The following is a 26,766-nucleotide window of genomic DNA, read 5'->3' as shown; positions in this document are numbered from 1 at the left end:
GATCGGTGGCCCGCTGAGCAAGATCACAATCATTCGAACGCGCGAATGGCTTTCCGCATGCCCTATGGACCGTCAAAAGACTGTATGGGAGCATGCGTTCATGCCGGATGTGACTGTCGAGGTGCGCAGAGATCATATTGAGCGCTTGGTGCGTCCCACTAAGCCGTTGCATGCCATTTTCGAACTTATCTGGAACTCTCTAGATGCGGACGCGAAAAAAGTCAAAGTCATTCTGCGGAGAAATGATCTGGACGGCGTCGAGTCTATCCTCGTAGAGGATAATGGGCTTGGGATTCAGCGGTCCGAGAGTGAACACGAGTTCGGCAGTCTCGGTGGCTCTTGGAAATCCCAGACCAGGGTCACTAGGCGCCATAAGCGGCCCTTGCACGGCAGTAACGGCGAAGGAAGATTCAGGGCATTCGCTCTCGGCCCAAAAGTGACGTGGACCACTGTCGTCGATGATGTTAATGGGCGAATTCAATACCGAATCAAAGCTAATTCGACCACTCCTGAACGGTTCAGTATCGGTGACTCGCTTAGCAGTACAGATCATACGGGCACGACTGTTGCGGTCGAGGGGACCTCAAGCTCCCTAGTTAGCTTGAAGAGCGAGAAAGCGCAAAGTAGGCTTGCGAAGGAATTTGCCCGCTACCTAAACAAGTTCCGTGATGTCTCCTTGGAGTATGACGGCCGGGCGGTTACTCCCGGTGAAGTGATTGCGAGGGTAAATCTGATCGCGCTGGCTTCGCCAGATGAAGCGGACCAGAATCCACCCACACTGGAAATTGTGGAGTGGAAGCAGGATTGGCCGAATGAGATCTTCTTTTGTGATCCTACCGGAGCGGCGCTAGCTGAATACAAGGCAGGCATACACGCTCCGGGATTCTCCTTTTCTGCATACATCACTTGGCATGGCTTTCAGGGGTCGGAAGTCGTGTTGGCGGAACTTGGGCACGCGCGGTACGGGCCAATTCTGGATATGGCCCGAGTGGAGCTTCGAAAGTATTTCAAGGAGCGGGCAAGGGAACGCAGGCAGCGAGTAGTAGATCAATGGCGCGCCGAGCAGGTGTACCCGTTCTCAGGAAATCCGACCACTCCGCTAGAAGAAGTCAAGAGAGATCTCTTCGATGTCGTGGCAGTCCAGGCAATCCCGGGCATTGGATCGGAACCGGCCGCCAAAAAGCTGTCCCTCCGGCTAATTCGTGAATCACTTGAGCACTCGCCAACCTCTCTGAAAAAGGTACTTCAAGACGTTCTCGATCTGAGTAACCAGGAACTCGATGACCTGGCGATGTTGCTCGATCGCGCATCGCTTGCATCCGTGATCTCCTCAGCCCAGACGGTAGCCGATCGGCTCGACTTTCTGCGCAGCCTGGAGCTACTTCTCTTCGATGCCGACCTGAAGAAAGAAGTATTGGAGCGAAGTCAACTTCATCGGATACTCGCGGCAGAGGCGTGGGTATTCGGTGAGCAGTACCAGTTGGGCGTGGATGATCAAAGCATCAAGGAGGTCCTGAAACGGCATCTCGAGTATCTAGGGCGAGAAACCCTGAACATAGCAGACGTGAAACTTGAAGATCGCAAGACGGCGATCGTTGATCTCATGCTCTCGAAGACCATTCAAGACAGCGAGCATCAACATCATCTAATTGTTGAGCTGAAAAGGCCTTCTGTTATCGCGGGTTACAAAGAGCGTCAGCAGATAGAGTCCTACGCCATGGCCGTTGCCAACGATCAACGATTTCGAGATGCGGGAACCAAGTGGGACTTTGTTCTTGTCGCGAACGCAGTCAGCGATGACGTTCGGCGATTGTCCCGAAAAAAGGGGCAGCCCGTCGGATTGATTCACGACGACGATGATCTGGATTTGCGCATCTGGGTTAAGCATTGGGGGTCGATCATTGAGGAGCGTAGACGAGCCTTGCATTTCTATCAGGATAAACTGCAAGTCGATCCCACGCGAGACGATGCGATTGAGTTTCTCCGCCGTAAATACGCGCAGTTCCTTCCGGGGGGCATCCAGGGCGAGGAGGAAGCCTCCTGAGCTGAGTACTTCAGGTTGGCGGAGCGGCTTTGGGGTGGCGCTGCTTTGGCGCGAGTGATCATGGCCCCGTAAAGCCGTGGAGCCGACCGCCCCAGCCCACGACGTACCCCTTCTCTGGCATCGAGCGGCTGCATGCTTTGAGCGCGGCACGGGCGCCGGCTGGGCTGGAGCGGGGCGGAGACAGGAGCGCAGGCCCGGCCGGGGGCCGGGCCGCGCGCGGGGAGCGGAGCGAGCCGCCTTGATGAAGGAGAGAAGGTCTTATCCCGCTGGGATGAGGCGCTGTCCGTCATGGCTCCGTACATGTGGGCCGTTGCCGTCCAAGGCGTCCAGGAGTCTGACAGCGAAGGCCTCCGACATGCGCTCGCTGACCTCGTCGGGCGTGAGCCACGAGACCGCCAGGGACTCGCTGGAGGTACGTTCGGTGCCGCCCGAGGGCTTGCAGCGGAAGACCAGGGCCACGATGCCGCGGGTCATGTTCTTGTAGACGCCGGTGAGTTCGTCGACCTCGACGTGGATACCGGTCTCCTCCAGGACCTCGCGGGCGACGCCGGCCTCGGGGGTCTCGTCGAGTTCGAGGATGCCGCCTGGGAGCTCCCAGGTGCCGTTGTCGGCTCGGCGGATGGCCAGGAGGCGGCCGTCCTCGCGCACCACTACTCCGGCCACGGATACGGAGTGCAGGGGAGACGGTGTCGCTTCCTGTGATTGACTCATGTAAAGGAGCATAGGAGGCAGGGAAGGACTATGGGAACTGCGGCGGGAGGGGTCGGTTCCGGGCCTCGGTACGTACAGATCGCGGACGAGATCGTGCAGCAGATCCGGGCGGGGGTTTTGAAGCCCGGTGACATGGTGCCGAGTGAATCGGAGCTGGTGGAGCGCTACGGCGTCGCCGGCGGGACGATTCGTAAGGCCATGGTCGAGGTGCGGGCGAGTGGACTGGTCGAGACCCGGCACGGCAAGGGTTCGATCGTGAAGGACCGGCCTCCGGTGCGGCACCGTTCCTCCGACCGCTTCCGGCGTTCGCTGCGGCGGGGAGGGCAGGCGGCCTACCTCGCGGAGTCCGCGCAGTCCGGGGCCACCGCCAAGGTCAGCGTCCTGTACATCGGGCCCCTGGAGGCGCCCGAAGGTGCCGCCGAACGCCTCGGCATCCCCGTCGGTACACAGGTGCTGGCCCGTCGGCGTCTCTACTTCCGCAACGGCACGCCGGTCGAGACCGCCACGTCCTACCTGCCTTGGGACGTCGTGAAGGACATCCCCGAGCTGTTCGCCGAGAATCCCGGCGGCGGCGGCATCTACGCCCGACTCGAAGACCACGGGCATGAGTTCGCCGAGTTCGTCGAGACGGTGCAGGCGCGGCCGGCCTCCAAGGCGGAGGCTTCGGAGCTGGCGCTGAGCCCGGGTGCGCCGGTGGTTCACCTGATCCGGGAGGCTCGTACGACCGCGGGTCTCGTGGTCGAGGTGTGCGACACCCTCATGGCCGCTGACCAGTTCGTTTTCGAGTACCGGATCCCCGCCGAGGACTGACACTCACTCAGCGTCCCGCAACCCGCCACGAGTTCCTCTTCGCGGCGGGTTGACTCATGTACAGGAGTGAGGCACTCTTCTTCATGTCACTCCTATACATGAGTGACGGAGTTCGGCATCTATAGAGGAGTGAGTTCTGTGCGTCAGATTCCCGTCGACACCTCCGGCGCGGTCGTGATGGTCGCAAAGTCCCCGCAGGTCAAGGTGCGTGACCGCCGTACCGGTGAGATCGCCACCGACACGGAGACCGGGGCGAGGCTGATGACCGTGGACGTCATGTTCGCGGCGAACGAGGAGGTGGAAATCCTGTCCGTCACCGTGCCGGAGCCGGGCATCTCCGGTGAGCTGGCCATGGGCACGCCGGTCGCGCTCACGGGCTTGATCGCCCGGCCCTGGGAGAACGACTTCAACGGCCAGAGGCGGCACGGGATCGCGTTCCGCGCGGTCGCGGTCACCTCGCTCGTCGGTGCTGCCGCAGGGTCCAAGGCGGCCTGATCGTGACCGACTTCATGGTCGTTCTGGTGCTGGTCGTCGCTGCTGTGGGTCTCCTGCGGTGGCGGCGCCCCGCCTGGTACTGGTTGACCTTCGGGGTCACGCTGGCCGTGTTACGGGTCCTGGTCCGCTACGGCTCGGTCATGGACGCGTGCGGGCTGACAGTCCCACCCTCACGATGGCGGCTCGCCCTGGCCCGTGCCGCCAACCGGCCCATGCCGGAGCCGCGTCCGCCGCGCATCCTGCGGCTGCGGCCGACGCGTACCGGCCTGGTCCTGAGACTCAAGCTCCGCCCCGGGCAGGACGCGTTCGACGTCGCCGCCGCCTCGGACCGGCTCCGGCACTCGTTCTCGATGTACGGCGTGACCTCGCGTGAGCTGCGCTCCGGCGTCGTAGAGGTGCGGATGACCGGCTACGACGTGCTCAAGCGAGTGCAGATGCCGGCCGAGACCGATCACCGGCCGATGCGGGTACCGGTCGCCCTGCGGGAGGACGGGTCGGTGCACTACCGCGACTACCGGGCGGTACCCCACGCCCTCACTCTCGGCGCCACGGAGTCCGGCAAGTCCGTGTACCAGCGCAACCTGGTCGCGGGACTTGCCCCGATGGACGTCGCCCTCGTCGGCATCGACTGCAAGCAGGGGGTCGAACTGTTCCCCCTGGCCCGCCGGTTCTCCGCGCTGGCCGACGATCCCGACACAGCCGCGGAAGTTCTCGAAGCGCTCGTTGTCAGGATGGGACACGTCTATCAACTCATCCGGTCCCAGCAACGGATCACCTCCGACGTGCCGGACGCGGAGATCGCCGCCGACATCTGGGACCTGCCCGACGACCTTCGCCCGGTCCCGGTCGTGGTCCTGGTCGACGAGGTGGCCGAACTCGCCCTGTACGCGAGCAAGGAGGAGGAGAAGCGCCGGGACCGCATCATCACCGCCCTGGTCCGCCTCGCCCAGCTCGGCCGCGCGGCCGGCATCTACCTGGAGATCTGCGGGCAGCGCTTCGGCTCCGAACTCGGCAAGGGCATCACGATGCTCCGCGCCCAGCTCACCGGCCGTACCGCCCACCGCGTCAACGACGAGCCCTCGGCCAACATGGCCTTCGGCGACATCTCCCCGGACGCCGTCCTCGCCGCGATCCAGATTCCGGCAGAGACGCGGGGCATCGCCATCGCGGGCGACTCTTCCGGCGGGTGGCACCGCATCCGCGCCCCGCACACCTCGCTCCGCCAAGCCGTGAACATCTGCAACCGGCACGCCGACCGGACCCCGGACCTGCCCGAACTGGCCCCGTTCCGGCCCGCTCTCCCCGGCATCGCCGCCGAACCCGTGCCGCTGGTCAAGGCGTCCTCGGTCACCGTCTGATCCCTGCCTCACCCCCACGGTCGGCGCGACCGCCTTCGTGCCAAATTCCTACCCCCGCCATGCCCAAAGAAGGGAGACCCGCCATGTGCCCGAACTGCGAGGACTTCGCCCGGACCGTGCTCCTGCTCGGCCAACTCGCGCTCTACGCCGACATGGCCGGCGCCGACCTCGACTTCGTGGACGCCGTCAGCCCGTCCCTCGCCGTCTCGCTGCCCGAGCCGCCGCCCGGCGTGTTCCCGGACGACTACGACCTCGACGACGGCCCCGCCTATCCGGGCGACGTCTGATGGGCACCCGTCACGGCCTCCGAGTCGACGCGGTCCTGATTCAGGCCGTGATCGCTGGTGCCCTGTCCTTCGCCCATCTGCACGACCTGGCCGCCGCTGCCGGACAGAACGGCTGGAAGGCATGGGCCTACCCGGTCAGCGTCGACCTGCTCCTTGTCGCCGCCTGGCGGAGGCTGCGCAGCGAGGAACCGTCCCGGCTGGCTTGGTGCTGGTTCGTCGTCGCGCTGTTCGCCTCGCTCGGCGCCAACATCGCCACCGCCGGATTCCTCGACCTGGCCGACCCGCCCGCCCCGCTCCGTCTCGGCATCGCCGGATGGCCCGCGCTCGCCTTCCTCGGCGGCACGCTCCTCGCCCACTCTGCGGCCCCGGAGCCGCAGACGGCACCGCCGACCCCGGTTGCTTCACCGCAGGCCCCCGAGCACTCGGACGAACAACCGTTGCCGGACGCCGAACGCGCATCGGTCACGGAAGCCCTGCCCGAGCCTGCTGGGGCCCTCGTCCCCGCAGGGGAAGTCGCCACTTCCCCGGACTCCGCCCCGGCTCTCGTCCCGGCCCCCGCCCCGCCGATCCCCGCCGTCCTCGTCGACCACGCCCGCAAGGTCGCCGACGAGTACCGCGCCCGTACCGGCGCCCCGATCGATCCCGACACCCTCCGCTCCCGCCTCGGCGTCCCGCCCCACCTCGCCGACGCCATCGCCGCCCACCTCAACTGACCGCAAGGGAGTGCAGAGATGACCTCCGACCCAGCCGGCCTGACCGCGGCCGACTACCTCGACGCGGCACGGGACATGGCGGCGGCCGGACGTTCCCTCCTCGCCCACCTGCTCGCCGAGGAAGCCGCCCGTCGCGTCGACGACCCGGTCATCGCCCGGAACATCCGGACCCGGTACCCCGACCCCACCAGCAGAAGGGACTGACCCGACGTGCCCGCACGCGACAACTTCCACTCTCTGATGCGGATCGGCCCCGTGCAGATCGGCACCCACCGCGACCGCAACGGCCGCACCACGCACGCCGCCGTCTGCACCGCCGACCGCTGCGGCTGGTCCGCCGACTACTCCAGCCAGACCGCCGCCCAGCTCGCCGCCCGCGCCCACCGCTGCACCGTCCGCTGAGGAGTCACCCCGTGCAGGTCCCGCTCTGGCTCGCCCTGATCGCCGTCGGCTACCTCGGCGTCAAGCTCATCCGCCCGCCCTGGTGGCTCATCGCCGTCCTCCTCCTCGGCGGCTACCTCCTCGCCGACAGCGTCCTCGCCCCCGCCATCGACACCGCCGTCAAGTAGCGCACCACGAAGGAGAACTGCCCATGCTCCGCCCCAAGTTCCCGACCATGCCCCAGCCCACCGGCCTGACCACCCCGCCCGCCGTCATCCAGCCGACCACCATCACCCCGGGCGCCCCGGTCCCGCCGCCGATCCCCGTCGCCCCCGCGGCGTCCCGCCCGGTTGTCCAGCTCACCCCCGGTACCGCGCTCGCGCTCGTGGGCGGCGGAACGGCTGTGGTCCTGGTCGTCGGCGCCGTCCTGGTCTCGCTGCTCCTGGCGGTCGCCATCACGGGCGCCTCGGTCGCCGTATGTGCGGTCGTCCTGCGCTCTCTGCTCGCCTCCGACGCCAAGCGACGCTGACCGGCCCCCGGGCGGCCTCGATACCGCCAAGCATCCGCCGCCCGGGAGCCGTCCCCGCCGATCGATCTCGCAACCGGAAGGAAGCCCCAGCATGGCCCACCGGGCCTCACCCACGACACAGAAGGCACCCACGCCCGCCCCGCCGCTCGACCCGATCACCCTCGGAGACATCCTCCGGGTGGCCTCGGCCTCCGACTACACCCGCTGGGAAGACCAGATTCGCCGCACCGGCGGCTGCTCCGACCCGATCCACCTGACCGGCTGGACCCTCACCAAGGACAAGACCACCGGCGAGACCCTGCACCACTACTCCACCGAGAACGAACCCGGCGGACGTCTGCGCCTCGCCTGCGGCAACCGCCGCGCCTCCCGCTGCCCCTCCTGCGCCTGGACGTACGCGGGCGACACCTACAACCTGATCCGCGCCGGCCTCGCCGGGGACGACCGCCGCGACATCCCCGCGACCGTCCGCGACCACCCCCGCGTCTTCGCCACCCTCACCGCGCCCTCGTTCGGCTCGGTCCACAACCGCCCCGACCAAACCGGCACCTGCCGCTGCGGCACCGCCCACACCCCCGACGCCCCCGAACTGGGCACCGCCCTCGACCCCGGCACCTACGACTACGCGGGCGCCGTCCTCTTCAACAACCACGCCGGACAGCTCTGGCAGCGCTTCACCACCCGCCTGCGCCGCGAACTCGCCGCCCGCGCCGGACTGCCCCGCCGCGAACTCGCCGACCACCTGCGCGTCTCGTACGGCAAGGTCGCCGAATTCCAGAAGCGCGGCGCCCTCCACTTCCACGCCGTCGTACGCCTCGACGGCCCCGAGGGGCCCGGGACACCTCCACCCGCGTGGGCCACCGTCGACCTGCTCACGGACGCGGTACGTGCCGCCGCCGCGCACTCGTACACGTCCGTCTCGGTTCCGGCCGCTGACGACCAGCCCGCCCGGACGTTCCGATGGGGCCGACAGCTCGATGTCCGCCCGGTCAAAGCCTTCGGAGACGGCTCCGACATCACGGAACAGGCGGTCGCCTCGTACGTGGCCAAGTACGCCACCAAGGCCGCCGAGAACACCGGGACCCTGGACCGCCGCATCGGCGAACTCGCCGAACTCGACCGCCACCACGTCCCCGACCACACCCGCCTACTCATCACCGCCTGCCGCGACCTGGACGCCCTGTACCCGGACCGACGTCTCTGGGCCTGGGCGCACATGCTCGGCTTCCGCGGGCACTTCTCGTCCAAGTCGCGCACGTACTCCACCACCCTCGGCGCCATCCGTCAGGAACGCGCCGACTACCGCGCCGCCCAAGAGGCATCCGTCCTCGGCCTCGACGACCGCGAGCCGGACACCGTCCTCGTCCTGACCGACTGGCAGTACGCCGGCCATGGCCACACCCCGGGCGAAGCCGCCCTCGCCGCGACCATCGCCCGCGACCTCCAGACCAACCGCGAGACCGCCCGCGACGCCCTACGCGACGAGCTGACCAAGGAGGGAGCCGCAGCATGACCACCGCCACCGCCGAACTCCTCACCGTGCCGGAGGTCATGACCCGGCTCAAGGTCGGGCGCTCCAAGGTCTACGACCTGATCCGGTCGCGCCGCCTCGTCTCGATCAAGATCGACGGGGCCCGCCGAATCCCTGTCGACGCCGTCACGGACTTCGTCCTCGGCCAGATCGAGGAGGCCGCCTGATGGCCCAGCAACGCAAGCGCAACCCGAACGGCGCGGGGACGATCACCAAGCGCAAGGACGGCCGGTTTCAGTGCGCGGTCTACGTGCTCCAGCCGGACGGCACCCGGGCCCGCAAGTTCGCCTACGGCAAGACGTGGGCCGAGTGCGACACCAAGCGCCGCGAACTGCTCGCCAAGGTCGACCAGGGCGTGCCCGTGCCCACCCGGTCGGCCAAGCTCTCCGAGTGGCTGCCGTACTGGCTGGACAACGTGATCAAGCCTCGGCGGAAGCTCAGCACGTACGACAAGTACGAGACGCACGTCCGGCTCTACCTCGTGCCGCTGCTCGGCTCGAAGAGGCTCGAATCCCTCGGCGTCGCGGACGTCCGGCGCTTCCTCGTGCGGCTGGAGAAGGACACCACCGCCGCAACTGCCAAGGAATCGCACCGAGTTCTGCGCTCGGCCCTCTCCTCCGCCTGCCGAGAGGAACTGATCGCGCGCAACGTCGCCAAGCTCGTCGAGCCACCTCGCACGGACAACAGGGAGCTGAATCCCTGGACGCTGGATGAGACGCTCGACTTCCTTGCGGCATCTCGTCGAGATCCGCTCTACGCGGCCTTCGTGCTCGCCATTGCCATGGGCCTGCGTCGGGGCGAGATCATCGGCCTCCGCTGGTCCGATCTCGACCTCGACAATCGGGTCCTTTACGTCCGCCAGCAGACTCAGCGCCGTCGCGGCGTTCTCTACGACGACGATCCCAAGAGCCGCCGTCGCCGTGTCGTCCCGTTGCCTGCGCTGTGCATCGCCCCGCTGCGCTGGCACCGGATGCGGCAGTCGACCGCTCGTGCCAAGGCGGGGGAGCAGTGGCACGAGTCCGGCTCCGGCTACGTCTTCACCACCCGTACCGGGCGTCAGGTCGAGCCGCGGAACGTCTACCGCTCCTTCACTCGCATCGCCGAGTCCGCTGGCATCCGCGTCGTCCGGCTGCACGATGCTCGGCACGGCACCGCCACCCTGCTCACGGCGGCCGGAGTCGCGCCCCGCGTGGTGATGGAGATCCTCGGGCATTCGCAGATCAGCATCACCATGGACGTGTACACGCACGTCGTGCAGGACACCCAGCGCGAGGCCATGAGTCACATGGACCGGCTGCTCAGGAAGCGCCCCGGTCGTCAGTGACCGTGCTCGTTGATGTCAAAAGTGGATGTCAAAGGCCCCGGACCATGATCGGTCCGGGGCCTTTTCCCATGTGCCCCCGGCAGGATTCGAACCTGCGACACCCGCTTTAGGAGAGCGGTGCTCTATCCCCTGAGCTACGAAGGCGGGACGGATCTCTGTGAGGTCCGGCGACTAGCGTAGCGGATGCGGGCGGGCGGGGGTCGGGGCGTCCGGTCAGTGGGTGATTCGGGTTTCCAGGCCGTCCAGGACGCGGTCCGGGCCGTACTGGAAGTTCGTGTCGCAGGACGTGCGGGGGTCCTTGCCGCGTTGTTCGGCGTAGCCGTCGCGGAGGTGGGGGTAGGACTCGGCGGCCTGTTCGGCGATGGGCAGGACGTTGTTGAGCCAGTCCAGTTCGGTCTGGCCGCTGCGGGCGAGGACGTTCGGGTAGGCGGCCTCGCTGGTGGCCATGCCAGTGACGTACGCGACGAGAGTCGACGCCGCCCGGTCGGCCTCGGAGGTCTGACGATGCCCGCGGCGATGGCGGCCATGATGGGCGCGATTCCCGACGAGCACGCCGCAGTGGGCTTCGCGCTGAACGACACCGTGCAGCAGGACGGCGCCGCCCTTGGAGTCGCCGTCCTGGGTGCGGTCCTCTTCCGTACCTTCACCGGCCACATGCCCGCCCCCGCTCTCACCCGCTCACCACCCCCCGCTCCCTCACGCTCTCGGAACCCGCCGGAACCGTCCCGCGACCCGCAGGTCCGCCTCGACGTCTCCCGCCGTGGCCAGCAGCTCCGGCAGCACCTCGTCGACACACTGCGCGGGCGTACGACGGCTGCTGTGCATCGCGACGTTGACGGCGGCCACCACCCGCCCGCCGCGCTCCCGCACCGGGACGGCGATCGAGCGCAGGCCCTGTTCCAACTCCTCGTCGACGAGGGCGTACCCCTCGTCCCGTACGCGGTCCAGGACCGCCTTCAGGCGGCCGGGGTCCGTGATCGTGCGGGGGGTCAGGGGACGCAGCTCGGAGAGCGGGGGGTCGGGCAGGTCCGCCAGCATCACCCGGCCCAGCGAGGTCGCGTACGCGGGCAGGCGGGTGCCGACGGTGATGTGGGCGCTCAGAATGCGGCTGGTGGTGACGCGGGCCGTGTACTGGATCTCGTCGCCGGTCAGCACCGCCAGGGACACCGACTCGCGCAGGCGCTCCGAGAGCCCGGTGAGGTGCGGGGCCGCGATCTCGGCGAGCGAGGTGCGGGAGAGCGGCGGGAAGCCGAGGCCCAGCACGCGGGGGGTGAGCCGGAAGGCGTGGGCGTGCGCGGTGACGTATCCGAGGTGTTCCAGGGTGATCAGCGCACGACGGGCGGTCGCGCGGGCCAGGCCGGTGGCCTGGGCGACCTCGGTGAGGGTCAGTTCGGAGCGGCCCTCGCCGAAGGCGGTGATCACCGTGAGTCCCCGGGCCAGCGACTCGACGAACTCCCGGCCCAGTTCCTGCTTGGACACGCCGGTCCAGACGGCGAGGCCGGAAGGGATGGCGGCCGTGGCGGGCGGGGCCTCGCTCAGCTCCCGTTCCATCGCGGCGACGGCCGCCCGCAGCCGTGGCAGCAGGGTGTCGCGCAGATCGGCGGCGGTGTGGCGGCTGGTGTGGCTCACCACGCTCACCACACAGGCGATGCGTCCCGCCTCCCGTACGGGCATGGCGATGGCGACGAGGCCCGGTTCGATCAGCTGGTCGTCCAGTGCCCAGCCGTCCTCCCGCGCCTCGGCCGTACGCCGCTCGAAGCCGTCGCCGAGCGTGCGGAGCGGGTCTGTTTCCGGGGAGGGGGTCCGGCCGGGGGGCGATCCGGGGAGGGGGACGATCCGGCCGTCGTCCGTGGTGGCGGAGGACGGCGGGCCGTCGCCCGGCGCGGGGGACCGGTCCCCGTGGGTCGCGCCGGAGGCGTTCCGTCGCTCGGAGTCGGCCTTCGAGTCGGAGTCGGCCTCGGTCTCGATCGGGCGGCTGCGCGCCGGGACGGCCGGAAAGCCGCGGTCCTCGGGATCCGCGGCGCGCCGTTCCCGCCACCGGGCCCATTCCCGCTCGCCCCACTCGGTGGCGAACAGCGGTCCCGGCGCGGTGCGTTCGGCGGGCAGCAGGTCGCCGATGCGGAAGCTCAGCGACATGGCGCGGCGCCGGGTCGCCTGGTGGATGAAGCGGATGCCGTCCTGGTCGCCGACCGCGAGGGACACCGACTCGTCGAGCTCGTCGGCGAGGGCGTCGGCGTGCGCGTCGAGGAGGCGGGGCAGGCGCAGGGCGGCGAGGTAGGCGTTGCCGAGCTCCATGAGGCGAGGCGCCAGGACGGCGTCGCGGCCGTCGAGACGTACGTACCCCCTGCGCGCCAGGGTCGCCGTGATGCGGTCGACGGTGGACCGCGCGAGCCCCGTGGACCGCTCCAGGCCGCTGAGGCTGGACACCCCGTCGGCCTCGGTCAGCCGGCGCAGCACGGCGATACCGCGGATCAGCGGGGTGACGGCCTCGTCGGGCACGGCGGTCCCACCCCCGGCCCCGCCCGGGTCCCCCGCCCGTCCGGCCCGTCCAGTCCGTCCGGGCCGCTCGCTCCCGGTCGCGCTGCCCTGGGCCGCCCCGACGTTCGATGCCATGTGCTCTCCGTTGCGGCTCTCGATGGAGGCTCCGCGCGACTCCCGTCCGGGACTCGGCGCGGCCCGCGGGGAAGATGCGCTCATTGCGGCCCACGGTAGTGCTTACCCGGTCGACCCAGCAGGTCGGCGGCGTTCGCGCGCCCGGCCGGCGACAGGCCGGCGCCGGGGGATGCGGGGAGGTCAGCGGCGTGTCACGGACACCTGGTAGTCGCCCGCGGGAGTCGTCCCCGTGACCGCGACCGTGACGCCGGTCTTGGGATCCTTGAAGGACTCACCAGGGGCGAAGGGGGCGTCGGACAGTTCCGCGTGGACGTTGGGGCTGCGTGTGCAGCCGCCGCTGTTCCTGTGGGAGTCGTAGACGGTGATGGGGCCGCTCCCGGTGTCGACGTCCGCGTCGACCTTGTAGACGAGGATGCCGGGGCGGCAGATCTCGGTGTCGTTGCCCCCGTGGGTGCGCAGTTCGAGGGCGAAGCCCGTGCGGGTGCCGGTGGGGACGAAGACGAGCTTGGCGCCGCCGGGCCGGGACAGCGGGGTGAGCGTGTACCGCGTGGTCCCGGGCGTCGCGGCACAACCGACCTGCGAGTCGTCGAGCCAACCCAGTTTCCACTTGTGCCAGCCGAGCAGGTCGTTGTCGGCGCCCCAGTCCTCGCTCATGATGTCCCAGTGGCCGACCGAGCCGCCGCCGTCCTGGGTGTAGAGGTCGGGCAGGCCGAAGGTGTGGCCGTTCTCGTGGGGGAGCACCCGGAAACCGGTGTCGGCGTAGGAGCCGGAGCCGTCGTCCTGGCGGCTGTAGACGAAGGACGCGTTGGAGACCGGGACACCGTCGGCGACCGGGGCCTCGGCGTTGCCGGCGAAGGTGACGGACAGGACGGTGTCCAGGGCGGAGGGCCCGGCGTTCGGTGTCACCAGCACGTTCAGCAGGTCGTACGAGTGGAAGTCCACTTCGGGGTCGGCCGCGGCCACGATGTCCTGGACCAGGCCTCGGTACCCGGGGTCGAAGGGGGCGCCGCGTTCTATGCCGTACTCGCTGAAGGGCTTGGGCATGCGCAGCCAGTGCCGTATCGGGGTCTCGGGACGGTAGTCGAGGCGGCCGTAGGAACTGGTGCGGAACCAGTTCTGGGTCTGCGGGAAGAACTCGCCCAGCCGGTCGAGCGCGCTGCCCTGACCGGGCGCGTCGGAGAAGTCGACCATCACCGTGAGGGCCCGGACCGTGCCGGTGGAGCGGGCGTATCCGGGCACGGTGGGTATCCCTTCCCCCATCTGTACGCCTTTCGTGCCGCTGATCATGCAGGGACCCAGCGCCGTCGAGCGGGCCAGCGCGATGGAGCCCGCCGCCGTGGAGCCCGCCGTGAGGTGCCCGGTGCCGGCGGACGTGCTGACCGCCAGCGTAAGAAGGGTCACCGAGGCCAGGGCGGCCACGCGGCGCCGGCGTATCCGGTGGCTGGTCGGCTGCATGCAGGGGTCCTTCGCTCACGGCAGCCGCCCGGTCACCGACTGCACCCTGTGCGATCACCCTGTGTCGATGGGTGCGCGGGCGCTCGCTGGAAGAGCCCGATCGTGGGTTTCTCGCCGAGAAAGGTGTGACGCGGGTCACAGGAAATGAGCGGGGATCGGGGAAATAACCGGGGATGGTTTCCCCGTTTGGCATAGGTGTCCGAGTGAAAACGGGGAGTGAATCCCCGGATCACATCAGAGCCTTCACCTACCAACGAGGAGTACGCCGTGGAGACCGCCACCCCCGTGAAGCGTCGGATGCCCCGGCCCCGGGCCGATGCGCTGCGCAACCGGGAGCGGATCGTCGCCGCCGCGCGCGAGATGTTCGTCGAGTTCGGCCCCGAGGTGCCGTTCGACGAGATCGCCCGCCGCGCCGGTGTCGGCAACGCCACGGTGTACCGCAACTTCCCCGACCGCGACGCGCTCGCGCGGGAGGTCGTCTGCTCGGTCATGGACCGCACGTCGGAGTGGATCGAGGCGGCTCTCGTCGAGGGCGGCGACGCCTTCGACGCGCTGAGCCGCTTCGTGCACTTCTCGGCGGACGAGCGGATCGGCGCCCTGTGCCCCATGCTCTCCGCGGCGTTCGACCAGAACCATCCGGATCTCTACGCGGCACGCGAACGGACCATGGATCTGATCGAGGCGCTGATGAAGCGTGCCCGCGAGGCAGGCCAGTTGCGCCCCGACGTGGAGTCCGGCGACCTGATGGTCGCCGTCAGCCAGCTCACCCGGCCGCTGCCCGGCACCGCGTGTCAGGGCATCGACCGGTTCGTACACCGTCATCTGCAGCTGTTCCTGGACGGTCTGCGGGCACCGGCCCGCTCCGTACTGCCCGGAGTGGCGGCCACCGTGGAGGGCCTGCGAACAGCCTGACCGATCAGTCCAGAGCGATGAGTCCAGAGCGATCAGTCCAGAGCAATGAGTCCAGAGCGATCAGTCCGGCCCGCGGCGCCGGTCCACAGCTCGACAGCCGGCCCGTAGCCGCAGTCCTGACCCGTAACCCGTAGTCCATAACCCGTAATCCGCAGTCCGTAACGTGTGATCCGTGTACGGCTTCCGGACGCGGGCGCCGGACGTCGGACTCCGGATCCCGGACTCCCCAAAGCCTTCGGCCGTCGACGAGGACGAGCCGTTTTTTCCCTCACCTTTTTCACTGCGAAGTACCGGAGTGGGTATCCCCATGTCTTCATCAGCAACACCGACAGCGGCGGCGGCGGAAGCGGCCGACGCGCATTCCAACCGCTGGAAGGCCCTCGCCTTCATCGCGCTCGCCCAGCTGATGGTCGTCCTCGACGCGACCATCGTGAACATCGCGCTGCCCTCCGCCCAGCGTGACCTGGGGATATCGGACGGCAACCGGCAGTGGGTCATCACGGCCTACGCCCTCGCCTTCGGCGGCCTGCTCCTCTTCGGCGGCCGCATCGCCGACCTGTGGGGCCGCAAGCGCACCTTCGTCACCGGCCTGATCGGCTTCGCCGGCGCCTCCGCCCTCGGCGGCGCCGCACAGGGCGAGGCCCTGCTGCTCGGGGCCCGTGCCCTGCAGGGCGCGTTCGGCGCGCTGCTCGCGCCCGCCGCGCTCTCCCTGCTCGCCGTGATGTTCACGGACGCCAAGGAGCGCGCCAAGGCCTTCGGCATCTACGGTGCGATCGCCGGCGGCGGCGGTGCCGTGGGTCTGATCCTGGGCGGTTTCCTCACCGAGTACCTGAACTGGCGCTGGACGTTCTTCGTGAACATCCCGTTCGCGATCATCGCCGCCCTGGGCGCGTACTTCGTCATCCGTGAGCCGGCCGGTGGCCGCAACCGCTCGCCGCTCGACATCCCGGGCGTCGTCCTGTCCACCCTCGGTCTGGTCTCCCTCGTCTACGGCTTCACCCGCGCCGAGTCCGCCGGCTGGAGCGACGCCAGCACGATCGGCCTGTTCGTCGCCGCGGTGGTGCTGCTCGCCTCCTTCGTCCTCGTCGAGTCCAAGGTCAAGGCCCCGCTGCTGCCCCTGCGCGTGATCACCGAGCGCAACCGCGGCGGTGTCTACCTCTCCCTCGGCCTCGCGATCATCGCGATGTTCGGCCTGTTCCTCTTCCTGACCTACTACCTGCAGATCGTGAAGGGCTACTCGCCGGTCAAGACCGGCTTCGCCTTCCTGCCGATGATCGCGGGCATGATCACGGGCTCCACGCAGATCGGTGCCCGTCTGATGACCCGGGTTCCGCCGCGGCTGCTGATGGCCCCCGGCTTCCTGGCCGCCGCGATCGGCATGCTGCTGCTCACCCAGATGGAGATCGGTTCCTCGTACGCCGGTCTGCTGCTCCCGGCCCAGCTGCTGCTCGGCCTCGGCATGGGTACGGCGTTCATGCCGGCCATGTCCCTGGCCACGTACGGTGTCCAGCCGCAGGACGCCGGTGTCGCCTCCGCGATGGTCAACACCTCGCAGCAGGTCGGCGGCGCGATCGGTACGGCTCTGCTGAACACGATCGCCGCCTCGGCGACCACCTCGTACATCAAGGACCACATCGCCGGTGCCGCCTCCAAGCCGCAGCAGCAGCTGGTCCAGCTGCAGGGCCTGGTGGACGGTTACACGAACGCGATCTGGTTCGCCGTCGGCATCCTGGTGCTCGCCTCCGCGATCGCCGTGACCCTCGTCAACACCGGCCGTCCGGACATGTCCTCGACCGTCGGCGCCGGCGAGGGCAGTGAGGACGAGATCAAGGTGCCGGTGATCGCCCACTGATCACCCGCCGCCACGCGGGTACTTCGCGTACGGGCGCGGGGTGGGGACGCCTCGCCCGTACGAATCCCAGGGTCCGCCCCGGTTCCGAACTCGTCGGAGCCGGGGCGGACCCGCGTCCGCGCACCCGGCCCCGCGGCGGAGTGCTACCGCAGCCAGGGCAGATCCGCGCCCGCGTCCTTCGGCTGGAGTCCCTCGGCGATGACGCGCATGGCGGCGCCGAGGGACTCGTGCTGTTCGGGGGTGAGTCGGTCGAAGAAGGCCTGGCGTACGGCGCTGACATGGCCCGGCGCGGCCTGGCGCAGCATCGCGTGGCCCTCGTCGGTGAGCACCGCGAACTGGCCGCGCCTGTCGGACGGGCAGTCCTCCCGGCGCACCCACCCGTTCTTCTCCAGGCGTGCGATCGCGTGGGAGAGGCGGGAGCGGGTGATCTTGGCGTTCATGGCCAGCTCGGTCATCCGCAGTCGCCGGCGCGGTGCCTCGACGAGTTGGACGAGCAGCCCGTAGTAGACGTGCGGCATGCCCGCGTCGCGCTGCAGCTGCCGGTCGAGGTGGTCCTCGAGGAGGGTGGCGGCGTGCATGTACGCACGCCAGGTGCGCTGTTCCTCGTCGGTGAGCCAGCGCGGCTCTTCAGCGGGTGCGGATGCCGTGTTCATGTACACCACTGTACGAGCCTCTCCTTGAAGGTTAAACAAGTAGGGGGTAGGGTCGTCACTTGAAGCTTGAGACTTCAAATAACTGGCTGATCGGTCCTACGATGGATCCCTCGGAGGGAGTAGCCGCCATGTCTGTCGCCATGTCCGACGTCACCGAGGGGCGTGCCCCGCAGGAGCGCATGCCCGCCCTCTACCTCGGTCATGGCGCCCCGCCGCTGGCCGACGACCCGGTCTGGCCCGGCCAGCTGGCCGCCTGGTCCGCCGAACTGCCCCGCCCCAAGGCGATCCTGATGGTCTCCGCCCACTGGGAGGAGGCCCCGCTGGCCCTCGGCGCGGTCGAGACCGTACCGCTCGTGTACGACTTCTGGGGCTTCCCCGAGCACTACTACCGGGTGCGGTACGCGGCCCCCGGCGCTCCCCGGCTCGCCGAGTCCGTACGGAAGCTGCTGCGCGCGCCCGGCATCCCCGTCCAGGACATCCCGGACCGCGGCCTCGACCACGGTGCCTACGTGCCCCTGGTGGAGATGTTCCCCGAGGCCGACATCCCCGTCCTGCAGATCTCGATGCCGACCCTCGATCCGGTGAAACTGATGGACATCGGCCGCAAACTGGCCCCCCTGCGTGATGAGGGTGTCCTGATCGTCGGCTCCGGGTTCTTCACGCACAATCTGGCGGCGCTGCGGCAGGGCGGCGTCCCGTCCTGGTCGGCGGAGTTCGACGACTGGGGTCACCGGGCCCTGGACGCCCACGACTGGGACGCCCTGCTCGACTTCACCCGCAAGTCACCGGCCGGTCTGCTGGCCCACCCCCGTACCGAGCACTTCGCCCCGCTGTTCGTGACGATGGGCGCGGCGGACGCCACCGGTGAGCTCGACGGCCAGAAGTCCGTGATCGACGGCTTCTGGATGGGGCTGGCGAAGCGGTCGGTGCAGTTCGGCTGAGGCCCGGTCACCCGGCGGGGCCGGAGCCGGCCGGGAGCTCCTTCTCGTACCAGGCGACATCCCAGTAACGGCCGAACTTCCGGCCCACCTCCCGGTACGTGCCGACGTGCCGGAACCCGAAGCGTTCGTGCAGCCGCACGGACGCTTCGTTGGGTTGCGCGACGCCCGCGTAGGCGCGGTGCAGGTCCTCGCCGGCCAGTGCCTCGAAGAGTGCCTCGTAGAGGAGTGTGCCGATGCCGCGGCCGCCCGCGCCGGGGGCGAGGTAGACGGACACCTCGACCGAGGTGACGTAGGCGGGCTTCGGGCGAAAGCCGCTGGATGTGGCGTATCCCAGAATCCGTCCACCCCCTGGTTCCCGGTCCGTGTCCGTGGCAACCATCAGGCGGTGAGGGCCGTCTTGCAGGTGGGAGAGCAGCCACGGACGGCGCTCCTCCGGTGTGAGAAGTGCTGTGTCGAAGGTGATCGGCGTCTCGCGTACGTAGTGGTTGTAGATCTCGGTGAGGGCGCCGAGATCACTCTCGACTCCGGCCCTGACCTGCACATCTGTACGTTCTGACGTCATCTGACCCCCTGCTGTGGCGGCACAGGGTACTGCATGATCAGAAAAATAGGGGAACGGGTTGGGAATTCTGTCCGGATTCCAGTCGTTGTTTCCTTCGGATGCCGGGCACTCGGACGAGTGGCCGAGCCGCCACCAGGACTCGCAAGCCCTCCCCCAGCTCCCGGCTCCGGCTCGAGCAGGGGGTACACCCGATACGCAAGGGAGCACGCATGGCAACCCGTGCCGTCGCCCGTCGTCAGTCCGCCACCGGCGAGACCCGCGACGCGGCACGCAGTGTTCGCGCCGTAGGCGGCGAAATCGCCGACCGCGACCTGGTCGGCATGTACCTCGACGAGATCGCGCGCACACCGCTGCTCGACGCCGCCAAGGAGGTCGAGCTGTCCCAGACCATCGAGGCGGGTGTGTTCGCGCGGCAGATCATCGACGGCGAGGTGGATGCCCCCAAGGCGGACGCGACCCGTGAGGAACTGGACGTGCTCATCGCCGAGGGCGAGCGGGCCAAGGACGTCTTCATCCGCTCGAACCTCCGGCTGGTCGTCGCGGTGGCGCGCCGCTACCCCCGCAGCGGCCTCCCGCTGCTGGACCTGATCCAGGAGGGCAACGCGGGGCTGGTGCGCGCGGTCGAGAAGTTCGACTACCGCAAGGGCTTCAAGTTCTCGACGTACGCGACGTGGTGGATCCGTCAGGCCATCACCCGTTCCATAGCCGACCAGTCACGGACGATCCGCCTCCCCGTGCACCTTGTCGAGGAGCTCGGCAGGATCCGTCGTGTGCAGCGCGAGTTCAACCGGAAGAACGGCCGCGAGCCCGAGCACGCGGAGATCGCCGCCGAGCTCGACTCGACCCCGGCGCGCGTCGGCGACGTCCTGGACTGGGCCCGCGACCCGGTCTCGCTGAACATGGCGGTGGACGACAACGGCGACACCCAGTTCGGTGACCTCCTGGAGGACACCTCCGCCGTCTCGCCCGAGCAGTCGGTGCTGACGCTGCTGCGCAGTGAGGAGCTGGACGACCTGATCGGCCGCCTCGACCAGCGCACGGCCTCGATCATCAAGATGCGGTACGGCATCGACGACGGCCGCGAGCGCACGCTCACGGAGGTCGGCAAGCAGCACGGCCTCACCCGCGAGCGCATCCGGCAGATCGAGAAGCACGCGCTGCTCGAGCTGAAGAAGCTGGCTCGCGACACGGGCTTCGACGCGGCGGCGTGACGAGGTCCGCGTGACGAGGGTGATGTGACGGGGGCGACGTGACGAGGGCGACGTAATGAGTACGCGCGGTTCGCGCGGTTCGTGCGGTTCATACCGTTCCGCTCCGCGTATGGTTCGTAGGGATCCGAAGCACCCGCCCGGTACGTCCGGGCGGTGCGGCAGATCCGTATCCGCTTGAGGTCGGCCATAACTCGACCGGACATGGCCATGTAACGCCGCTTCAAAACGCTGAGCTCTGGGCACAAGACTTCAGGGCCCAGGGTTCAGGGTCCCGGGGCACACGCCCCAGACCCCCCAGAACCGAGTCCCGACGCACTCCCCCCCGCGCCGGGACTCTTCCAGAGCCGAGCTTCGGCGCCTTCCCCCCCCTGGCGCCGGGGCTCGGCTCCATTTTGTCGTCGCTCTTGTCCTCGTTCTTGTCTTCCGCTCGGGACTTCGGGCTCGGGGCCTTCGTCCGGGGAAGGGGACGGGGCGGGCAGGCCGACGGGCCACCCCGTACCTGAACCCCGGGGTGACCCGGAGGGCAGAGTCTGCCACAAGGGCAGATCCTGCCGACCATGACCGGTGCCGCGCGCGGAGCCACCCGGAAGCGCTTCGTGATCTTCCCTCAGGCCGTCGGCGCACCCCACCCGGCGTACGTCACCCGACAACGGTGCCGAAGTCCTCCGCGCCACCCGTCGCCCGCGTCAGACGCTCACCCAATTCCCGTATGTAGCCGACCAGGTCCGGTGGCCGGTGGACCGTGAACTCGCAGTCGACCAGGGCGATCCGCACGGCCAGCCACTCCACCGAGTCACCGGCGGAGGACCGCAGTCGGCAGTTGTGCTCGTCGATCGGTTCCGGCGCGCCGAGCCAGTTGGGCAGCCGGGCCGCGACGAACGCGGCGGGCGCGGCGAAGGTGACCTCGAACTCGTACGTCTCCTGACGCCGGTACATCGACTGCCGCAGATACTCCGCGGCGTTCCCCGCCGGCAGCTCGCGCGGCGGGAAACGGACGCCCGTGGCGGAGGGTTCGGTGACGCGGTCGACGCGGAACGTGCGCCAGTCGGCGCGATCCAGGTCGTATGCCACGAGGTACCAGCGACGGCCGGTGGAGACGAGCCGGTAGGGCTCGGCCTGCCGCCGTGAGGGCGTTCCGTCCCCGGAGCGGTAGGCGAACCGCAGCCGTTCACGGCCGGCCACCGACGAGGCGATCACGGTCAGTGTCTCGGGCGCGATGCTCGCCCCGTCCCCGCTGGTCAGCGGGGTGGTCGCGGCCTGGAGGGTGGACACGCGGTGCCGGAGCCGGGACGGCAGCACCTGCTCCAGTTTGGCGAGCGCCCGTACGGAGGCCTCGTCCACGCCCTCGACCGCGTGCCCGGCGCCCGCCCGCAGGCCCACCGCGATGGCCACCGCCTCCTCGTCGTCGAGCACCAGCGGGGGCATCGCCTTGCCCGCCACCAGCCGGTAACCGCCGTCCGCGCCCTTCGTCGCCTCCACCGGATAGCCCAGCTCGCGGAGCCGGTCGATGTCCCGGCGGACGGTGCGCCGGGACACCCCGAGCCGCTCGGACAGCTCACCGCCGGGCCACTCGCGGGGCGTCTGGAGGAGGGAGAGCAACTGGAGAAGCCGGGCCGGTGTGTCCGTCGTCATGTTTCCCAGAGTGCCGCACATCTAGGACATGATCTGACCTAATGGGGGCTTACCTTCTTCTCATGACCTCCACCGACACCCCTTCCAGCGGCGCGGCCGAGCAGGCGTCCGGCCCGGCCGGCGCGGCCGACCGGCGGCGCTGGTTCGCACTGGCCATCGTGATGACCGCCGCCTTCATGGACCTGGTCGACGTCACGATCGTCAACATCGCCATCCCGTCCATCCAGCGGGACGAGGGCGCCTCCTTCAGCCAGATCCAGTGGATCACGGCCGGCTACGCGCTGGCCTTCGCCGCCGGGCTCATCACAGGTGGGCGGCTCGGCGACATCCACGGCCGCAAGCGGGTCTTCCTCCTCGGCATAGGGGGCTTCACGGTCGCCTCGGCGCTGTGCGGTTTCGCCGCGAACCCGGAGATGCTCGTCGCCTCGCGGATCCTCCAGGGCGGCATGGCCGCGATGATGGTGCCGCAGGTGCTGTCGATCGTGCACGCCACCTTCCCGGCGCACGAGCGGGGGAAGGTCTTCGGCCTCTTCGGAGCGATCATCGGTCTGGGAGCCGTGTCCGGCCCCCTTCTCGGCGCGCTGCTCACCGAGTGGAACCTGTTCGGCCTGGAGTGGCGGCCGATCTTCCTCATCAACCTGCCGGTGGGTGTCGCCGCGCTGATCCTTGGACGGCGCTTCATCAGCGAGTCCAAGGCCCCGAAGGCCCTCAAGCTCGACCTCGTCGGCGTGGCTCTCGTGACGCTGGCCCTGCTGATGCTGCTCTACCCGCTGACCCGCGGACGTGAGCTGCACTGGCCGCTGTGGGGGTACGGGTCGATGGCCGGCTCCCTCGTCGTCTTCGCGGGGCTGGTGGCGTACGAGAAGCGGAAGGCCGCGCGAGACGGTTCGCCGCTGGTCGAGCTGTCGCTGTTCAAGGTGAAGAGTTTCGCGGCGGGCATCGCCGTACAGACCGTCTTCGGGGTCGGTCTCGGCATCTTCTTCCTGGTCTGGACGCTGTACATGCAGGTCGGTCTGGGCTGGACGGCGCTGCGGGCGGGGCTGACCGGGGTGCCGTTCTCGATCGCGGTCTCGGCCGCGGCCGGTATGTCCGTGCAGCTGCTCGTCCCGCGTTTCGGGCGCAAGGTGCTCCAGGCGGGCGCGCTGATCATGGCGGTCGGCGTGGTGCTCTACATCTGGGAGTCCGACCGGTACGGCATGTCCATCGCCTCCTGGCAGATGGCCCTTCCGCTGGTCGTCATGGGCGCGGGCATGGGCTTCATCGTGGCCCCGCTGACCGACGCGGTGCTGTCGGAGGTGCCGCGCGAGCACTCCGGTTCGGCGTCCGGGCTCATCAACACCGTGCAGCAGATGGGCAACGCGCTCGGGCTCGGGCTGGTCTCGGTGCTGTTCTTCGGCCGGATGGCCGACCGGCTCACCCCGGTCCAGGTGGGCCCGGCCTTCGTGAACGCCTTCCAGTACGCGCTGGGCTGGGTCGCGGCGGTCATGGCGGTCATCTTCCTCCTGATGTTCGCGCTGCCCAAGCGGCCGGCGCAGCATGTGGAGGGAGCGGAGGAGGAGCCAGTCGGCGAGGGGTCCGTCGGCGGGGACTCCGCCGGGGAGGACTCCCCGCCCGCCGGGCGGGACGACTCGCGCTCGCCGGAGGACGCCGCGGTGTCCGACGGCGGTCCGGTGCTGACCGGCTGATCTCCCGAGGTCCGACAGCGGCCCCGAGGGGCCGGTGCGCAGGTCAGGTGCCCGTTCTCCGTCCGCGGAGGGCGGGCACAGGCCGTTCGCGCGGGCGGGCCCTGTGATTCCGGTGGCGTGGGCGGTCCGAGGGCGGGCGCGGGGACCGGTCGGGTCCGCCCTCGGACCGCCTCCGGGATCAGTAATGCCTGTTTGTGTCCGTCCCATGCCCGAACCTGTTTACATTCCTGAAATCCGGGCGTAGCCTCCGACTGAAACCACAGATTCGGGCATCAGTCGGAGGCGAACGGACATGTACGCACCGGAGCGGCAGCAGGAGATCCTCCGGCTGGCTCGTGACGGCGGCCGGGTGGACGTGCTGTCGCTGGCCGAGGAGTTCCAGGTGACCGCGGAGACCATCCGGCGTGACCTGAAGACTCTCGACCGCGCGGGGCTCGTGCGGCGGGTGCACGGCGGTGCCATACCCGCCGGACGCCTGGACTTCGAGCCCGATCTCGCCGAGCGCGAGTCCACCGCGGCCGACGAGAAGGACCGCATCGCCCTGGCGGCCGTCGCGGAACTGCCCGGCGAGGGCACGGTGATCCTCGACGCGGGCAGCACGGTCGCCCGCCTCGCCGGTGACCTCCCGCTGGAGGCGACGCTCACCGTCGTCACCCACAGCCTGCCGATCGCGGCCCGCCTCGCGGACCACCCCGGCATCCAGCTCCACCTGGTCGGCGGACGCGTCCGGCACCGTACACGCGCCGCCGTGGACGCCTGGGCGCTGCGGGCGTACGGCGAGATCCGCGCCGACGTCCTGTTCATCGCCGCCAACGGCTTCTCCGCCGAGCACGGACTGACCACCCCCGACCTCGCCGAGGCCGCCGTGAAGCGCGCGGCCGTCCGCGCGGCACGCAGGGTGGTGCTGCTCGCCGACTCCTCCAAGCACGGCCAGGAGCACTTCGCCCGCTTCGGCGACCTGAGTGACGTGGACCTGCTGATCACCGACACCGGCCTGAGCCCGGAAGACGCCACCGACATCGAGCGCGGTGGCACGGAAGTAGTACGCGCATGATCCTCACCGTCACCCCGAACCCGTCCCTCGACCGCACCTACGAAGTCCCCTCGCTCGACCGCGGTGAGGTCAACCGGGCCACCGGCGAGCGCGTGGACCCGGGCGGCAAGGGCGTGAACGTCTCGCGCGCGGTCGCCGCGGCCGGGCGGCGCACGATCGCCGTACTGCCCCTGGGCGGCGCGCCCGGCGCACTCGTCGCCGAGCTGCTCGACGCGCAGGGCATCGAGGTCGCCCCGGTCCCGGTCGCGGGAGCCACCCGGTCGAACATCTCGGTCGCCGAACCCGATGGCACTCTGACGAAGATCAACGCGCCCGGTCCCGAACTCTCCGCCGCCGAGGCCGAGTCGCTGCTGGAGACGGTGCGTCAGCAGTATCGTTCCGGCGACACCGACTGGATCACCTGCTGCGGCAGCTTGCCGCGCGGACTCGCTCCCTCCTGGTACGCCGACCTCGTCGCCCGCGCCCACGCGGCGGGTGCCCGGATCGCGCTGGACACCTCGGGACCGGCGCTGATCGCGGCGTTGCGCGAGCGGCCCGACGTGGTGAAGCCCAACGCCGAGGAACTCGCGGAAGCCGTCGGGCGCCCCCTGACCACCGTGGGCGACGCGGTCAAGGCCGCCGAGGAGCTGCGCGAGATGGGCGCGGGCGCCGTGCTCGCGAGCCTCGGCGCGGACGGGCAGTTGCTCGTGGACGACTCGGGAGCCTGGTTCGGCAGCGCCCAGGTGGACGCCGTACGCAGCAACGTGGGCGCCGGTGACTCCTCGCTCGCCGGTTTCCTGATCGCCGGGGGGCGCGGCCCGGAAGCGCTTGCCTCCGCCGTCGCCCATGGTGCCGCCGCCGTGCAGTTGCCCGGCAGTGTCATGCCGGGACCGGCCGATCTCGACCCCTCCGGTGTGACCGTCACGACGGAGATCCCCGTGGACCGCGTCCTCACGGAGCCGGTGTCATGACGGACACCGCCGCCGCGATCGCGGCCACCCGCCGGGGCGGGCTTCCCGGGCCGGCCTCGCGGGCGTCGAGTCGCGGTCCCGGCCGGAAGGTGCCTCCTGTCCGGGCGCGGAAGGTGCCGCGTACCGGCGCGGTGGCGAAGGCGTCCCCCGGCCCGGTTCCGAAGGCGCCTCCCGAACGGGCACTCAAGTGGCGGGACTTCCCAGGTCCCGTCCACGGCGCCCTCCACGAAACCCTCCACGGCGCCGTCCTCGCGGATCCCGTCGATCCCGTCGATCCCGCGGATCCCGTCATCCCCTCGAACCTCACCGTCCCCGCACCTCCGGAGTCCTCCGCGTGCGGTACCCCCGTCTTCACCCCCGTCCCCGTCCTCACCCCCGCCCACTCCCCACGGGCGATACGCGTGCGAAGGAGCCCGCGATGAGCGAGATGATCACCGCGGACCTGGTCGATCTCGACCTGTCCGCCGAGACCAAAGAGGCGGCGGCACGCGCCCTCGCCGAGCGCATGGTTGCCCAGGGCCGGGTCACCGACCTCGACGGCTTCCTCGCCGACGTGGCCGCCCGCGAGGCGCAGATGCCGACCGGTCTCGACGGCGGCATCGGCATCCCGCACTGCCGGAGCGAACACGTCACCGAGCCGACGCTCGCTTTCGGACGCAGTGCAGCCGGGATCGACTTCGGGGCGCCGGACGGCCCCGCCGACCTGATCTTCCTGATCGCCGCTCCGGCGGGCGCCGACGACGCGCATCTGACGATCCTGTCGGCGCTGGCCCGCCAGCTCATGAACGCCGAGTTCACCTCCGCGCTGCGGGCCGTGGACGACGCGACGGCAGCGGCCGCGCTCATCCGCGGGGACGAGTCCCCGGCGGCCCCGGCTGCCGGCGCGGCCACCTCCGAGGCCGAGGCCTCGGAGGTGGCCGAGGCGGCCGAGGGTTCCCAGGACTCCGTGGCGGGGGGGGGGGGGGGCGGCGCCGCCCCCCCCCCCCCCCCCCCCCCCGCGCGGGCCGTGCCGTTGGTGGGCCGGCCCCCCGGCCCCCCCCCGGTCGGGCCCCCCCAAAAGGGG

At 69.6% G+C, this 26,766-nt stretch carries 28 protein-coding genes, 1 tRNA gene and 1 pseudogene; 23 read left to right on the top strand and 7 right to left on the bottom strand.

Annotation, left to right across the window (positions count from 1 at the left end; all coding sequences use genetic code 11):
- Positions 1–100 precede the first annotated feature (100 nt).
- The gene (locus tag ABZV34_RS04610) at positions 101–2,044 is read left to right on the top strand and encodes an ATP-binding protein (RefSeq protein WP_356271274.1); all 1,944 of its coding nucleotides are present in this window, start codon (positions 101–103) and stop codon (positions 2,042–2,044) included.
- Positions 2,045–2,302: 258 nt separating this feature from the next.
- On the opposite strand, the gene ABZV34_RS04605 is transcribed toward ABZV34_RS04610, so the two are convergent.
- Positions 2,303–2,767 carry an NUDIX domain-containing protein gene (locus tag ABZV34_RS04605; protein WP_356271273.1) on the bottom strand — a complete coding sequence of 155 codons (465 nt, stop codon included), beginning with the start codon at positions 2,765–2,767 and terminating at the stop codon, positions 2,303–2,305.
- Between the two features lie 18 nt (positions 2,768–2,785).
- Between ABZV34_RS04605 and ABZV34_RS04600 the strand changes: the two genes are divergently transcribed.
- The 12 genes from ABZV34_RS04600 to ABZV34_RS04545 all read left to right on the top strand — a co-directional run bounded on the left by ABZV34_RS04600 (position 2,786) and on the right by ABZV34_RS04545 (position 10,183).
- Entirely contained in the window at positions 2,786–3,565 is a 780-nt protein-coding gene (locus tag ABZV34_RS04600; protein WP_356271272.1) for a GntR family transcriptional regulator, read from the top strand.
- Between the two features lie 138 nt (positions 3,566–3,703).
- Complete coding sequence (locus ABZV34_RS04595; RefSeq protein ID WP_356271271.1) at positions 3,704–4,060, top strand: hypothetical protein; 357 nt, start codon at positions 3,704–3,706, stop codon at positions 4,058–4,060.
- A 2-nt stretch (positions 4,061–4,062) separates the two neighbouring features.
- Complete coding sequence (locus ABZV34_RS04590; protein ID WP_356271270.1) at positions 4,063–5,418, top strand: FtsK/SpoIIIE domain-containing protein; 1,356 nt, start codon at positions 4,063–4,065, stop codon at positions 5,416–5,418.
- Positions 5,419–5,501: 83 nt separating this feature from the next.
- Positions 5,502–5,705 (top strand): hypothetical protein, encoded by a 204-nt coding sequence (locus ABZV34_RS04585; RefSeq protein ID WP_356271269.1) that lies wholly within the window; start codon positions 5,502–5,504, stop codon positions 5,703–5,705.
- Positions 5,705–6,418: a DUF2637 domain-containing protein gene (locus ABZV34_RS04580; RefSeq protein WP_356271268.1), complete on the top strand. Its 714-nt coding sequence runs from the start codon at positions 5,705–5,707 to the stop codon at positions 6,416–6,418. The genes ABZV34_RS04585 and ABZV34_RS04580 overlap by 1 nt, the downstream gene beginning before the upstream one ends.
- 18 nt (positions 6,419–6,436) lie before the next feature.
- Positions 6,437–6,622, top strand: a complete 186-nt coding sequence (locus ABZV34_RS04575) for a hypothetical protein (protein ID WP_356271267.1) — start codon at positions 6,437–6,439, stop codon at positions 6,620–6,622.
- 6 nt (positions 6,623–6,628) lie between these two features.
- Positions 6,629–6,820, top strand: coding sequence for a mobile element transfer protein (locus ABZV34_RS04570; RefSeq protein WP_356271266.1), 192 nt, complete (start codon positions 6,629–6,631; stop codon positions 6,818–6,820).
- 11 nt (positions 6,821–6,831) lie between these two features.
- Positions 6,832–6,987 (top strand): hypothetical protein, encoded by a 156-nt coding sequence (locus tag ABZV34_RS04565; RefSeq protein ID WP_266614471.1) that lies wholly within the window; start codon positions 6,832–6,834, stop codon positions 6,985–6,987.
- 23 nt (positions 6,988–7,010) lie between these two features.
- Positions 7,011–7,328, top strand: coding sequence for a SpdD-like protein (locus ABZV34_RS04560; RefSeq protein WP_356271265.1), 318 nt, complete (start codon positions 7,011–7,013; stop codon positions 7,326–7,328).
- Between the two features lie 91 nt (positions 7,329–7,419).
- Complete coding sequence (repSA, locus tag ABZV34_RS04555; protein ID WP_356271264.1) at positions 7,420–8,841, top strand: replication initiator protein RepSA; 1,422 nt, start codon at positions 7,420–7,422, stop codon at positions 8,839–8,841.
- On the top strand, positions 8,838–9,026 hold the full coding sequence (locus ABZV34_RS04550) for a helix-turn-helix domain-containing protein (RefSeq protein ID WP_266614465.1): 189 nt from the start codon (positions 8,838–8,840) through the stop codon (positions 9,024–9,026). Before repSA ends, ABZV34_RS04550 begins: the two co-directional genes overlap by 4 nt.
- Positions 9,026–10,183 carry a site-specific integrase gene (locus ABZV34_RS04545; protein ID WP_356271263.1) on the top strand — a complete coding sequence of 386 codons (1,158 nt, stop codon included), beginning with the start codon at positions 9,026–9,028 and terminating at the stop codon, positions 10,181–10,183. Before ABZV34_RS04550 ends, ABZV34_RS04545 begins: the two co-directional genes overlap by 1 nt.
- A 71-nt stretch (positions 10,184–10,254) precedes the next feature.
- Here the strand turns inward: ABZV34_RS04545 and ABZV34_RS04540 are convergent.
- Positions 10,255–10,327, bottom strand: a tRNA-Arg gene (locus ABZV34_RS04540).
- A gap of 339 nt (positions 10,328–10,666) precedes the next feature.
- On the opposite strand from ABZV34_RS04540, the pseudogene ABZV34_RS04535 reads away from it, so the two are divergent.
- Positions 10,667–10,831: pseudogene (locus ABZV34_RS04535) on the top strand (MFS transporter); the annotation flags it as partial.
- Between the two features lie 48 nt (positions 10,832–10,879).
- Here ABZV34_RS04535 and ABZV34_RS04530 read toward each other — a convergent pair.
- The gene (locus tag ABZV34_RS04530; RefSeq protein WP_356271262.1) at positions 10,880–12,796 is read right to left on the bottom strand and encodes an IclR family transcriptional regulator C-terminal domain-containing protein; all 1,917 of its coding nucleotides are present in this window, start codon (positions 12,794–12,796) and stop codon (positions 10,880–10,882) included.
- 180 nt (positions 12,797–12,976) lie between these two features.
- Positions 12,977–14,251, bottom strand: a complete 1,275-nt coding sequence (locus ABZV34_RS04525; RefSeq protein ID WP_356271261.1) for a M6 family metalloprotease domain-containing protein — start codon at positions 14,249–14,251, stop codon at positions 12,977–12,979.
- Between the two features lie 267 nt (positions 14,252–14,518).
- On the opposite strand from ABZV34_RS04525, the gene ABZV34_RS04520 reads away from it, so the two are divergent.
- Positions 14,519–15,163, top strand: coding sequence for a TetR/AcrR family transcriptional regulator (locus ABZV34_RS04520; RefSeq protein WP_356271260.1), 645 nt, complete (start codon positions 14,519–14,521; stop codon positions 15,161–15,163).
- A 307-nt stretch (positions 15,164–15,470) separates the two neighbouring features.
- Positions 15,471–17,015 carry an MFS transporter gene (locus ABZV34_RS04515; protein ID WP_356271259.1) on the top strand — a complete coding sequence of 515 codons (1,545 nt, stop codon included), beginning with the start codon at positions 15,471–15,473 and terminating at the stop codon, positions 17,013–17,015.
- A gap of 143 nt (positions 17,016–17,158) precedes the next feature.
- Here the strand turns inward: ABZV34_RS04515 and ABZV34_RS04510 are convergent, their stop codons facing one another.
- Positions 17,159–17,668 (bottom strand): MarR family transcriptional regulator, encoded by a 510-nt coding sequence (locus tag ABZV34_RS04510; RefSeq protein WP_356271258.1) that lies wholly within the window; start codon positions 17,666–17,668, stop codon positions 17,159–17,161.
- A gap of 179 nt (positions 17,669–17,847) precedes the next feature.
- Between ABZV34_RS04510 and ABZV34_RS04505 the strand changes: the two genes are divergently transcribed.
- Positions 17,848–18,609, top strand: coding sequence for a class III extradiol ring-cleavage dioxygenase (locus ABZV34_RS04505; protein ID WP_356271778.1), 762 nt, complete (start codon positions 17,848–17,850; stop codon positions 18,607–18,609).
- A 7-nt stretch (positions 18,610–18,616) separates the two neighbouring features.
- Here the strand turns inward: ABZV34_RS04505 and ABZV34_RS04500 are convergent, their stop codons facing one another.
- Positions 18,617–19,171, bottom strand: a complete 555-nt coding sequence (locus tag ABZV34_RS04500; RefSeq protein WP_356271257.1) for an N-acetyltransferase family protein — start codon at positions 19,169–19,171, stop codon at positions 18,617–18,619.
- Positions 19,172–19,380: 209 nt separating this feature from the next.
- Between ABZV34_RS04500 and ABZV34_RS04495 the strand changes: the two genes are divergently transcribed.
- Complete coding sequence (locus tag ABZV34_RS04495; RefSeq protein ID WP_356271256.1) at positions 19,381–20,382, top strand: sigma-70 family RNA polymerase sigma factor; 1,002 nt, start codon at positions 19,381–19,383, stop codon at positions 20,380–20,382.
- 639 nt (positions 20,383–21,021) lie between these two features.
- On the opposite strand, the gene ABZV34_RS04490 is transcribed toward ABZV34_RS04495, so the two are convergent.
- Entirely contained in the window at positions 21,022–22,014 is a 993-nt protein-coding gene (locus ABZV34_RS04490; protein WP_356271255.1) for a YafY family protein, read from the bottom strand.
- Between the two features lie 62 nt (positions 22,015–22,076).
- Between ABZV34_RS04490 and ABZV34_RS04485 the strand changes: the two genes are divergently transcribed.
- The 5 genes from ABZV34_RS04485 to ABZV34_RS04465 all read left to right on the top strand — a co-directional run.
- On the top strand, positions 22,077–23,699 hold the full coding sequence (locus ABZV34_RS04485; protein ID WP_356271254.1) for an MFS transporter: 1,623 nt from the start codon (positions 22,077–22,079) through the stop codon (positions 23,697–23,699).
- A 292-nt stretch (positions 23,700–23,991) separates the two neighbouring features.
- Positions 23,992–24,753: a DeoR/GlpR family DNA-binding transcription regulator gene (locus tag ABZV34_RS04480; protein ID WP_356271253.1), complete on the top strand. Its 762-nt coding sequence runs from the start codon at positions 23,992–23,994 to the stop codon at positions 24,751–24,753.
- Positions 24,750–25,703: a 1-phosphofructokinase gene (pfkB, locus tag ABZV34_RS04475; protein ID WP_356271252.1), complete on the top strand. Its 954-nt coding sequence runs from the start codon at positions 24,750–24,752 to the stop codon at positions 25,701–25,703. Before ABZV34_RS04480 ends, pfkB begins: the two co-directional genes overlap by 4 nt.
- Entirely contained in the window at positions 25,700–26,125 is a 426-nt protein-coding gene (locus ABZV34_RS04470) for a hypothetical protein (RefSeq protein WP_356271251.1), read from the top strand. The genes pfkB and ABZV34_RS04470 overlap by 4 nt, the downstream gene beginning before the upstream one ends.
- On the top strand, positions 26,122–26,766 hold a 645-nt coding region (locus tag ABZV34_RS04465), incomplete at its 3' end, for a fructose PTS transporter subunit IIA (RefSeq protein ID WP_356271250.1). The genes ABZV34_RS04470 and ABZV34_RS04465, both read left to right, overlap by 4 nt.

It is taken from the genome of Streptomyces sp. NPDC005195 (genome assembly GCF_040608315.1).
In the GTDB taxonomy this organism is placed as follows: domain Bacteria; phylum Actinomycetota; class Actinomycetes; order Streptomycetales; family Streptomycetaceae; genus Streptomyces; species Streptomyces kaempferi.
The sequence above is the reverse complement of the archived record's forward strand: the minus strand, read 5'-3'. Positions and strand labels throughout refer to the sequence as shown.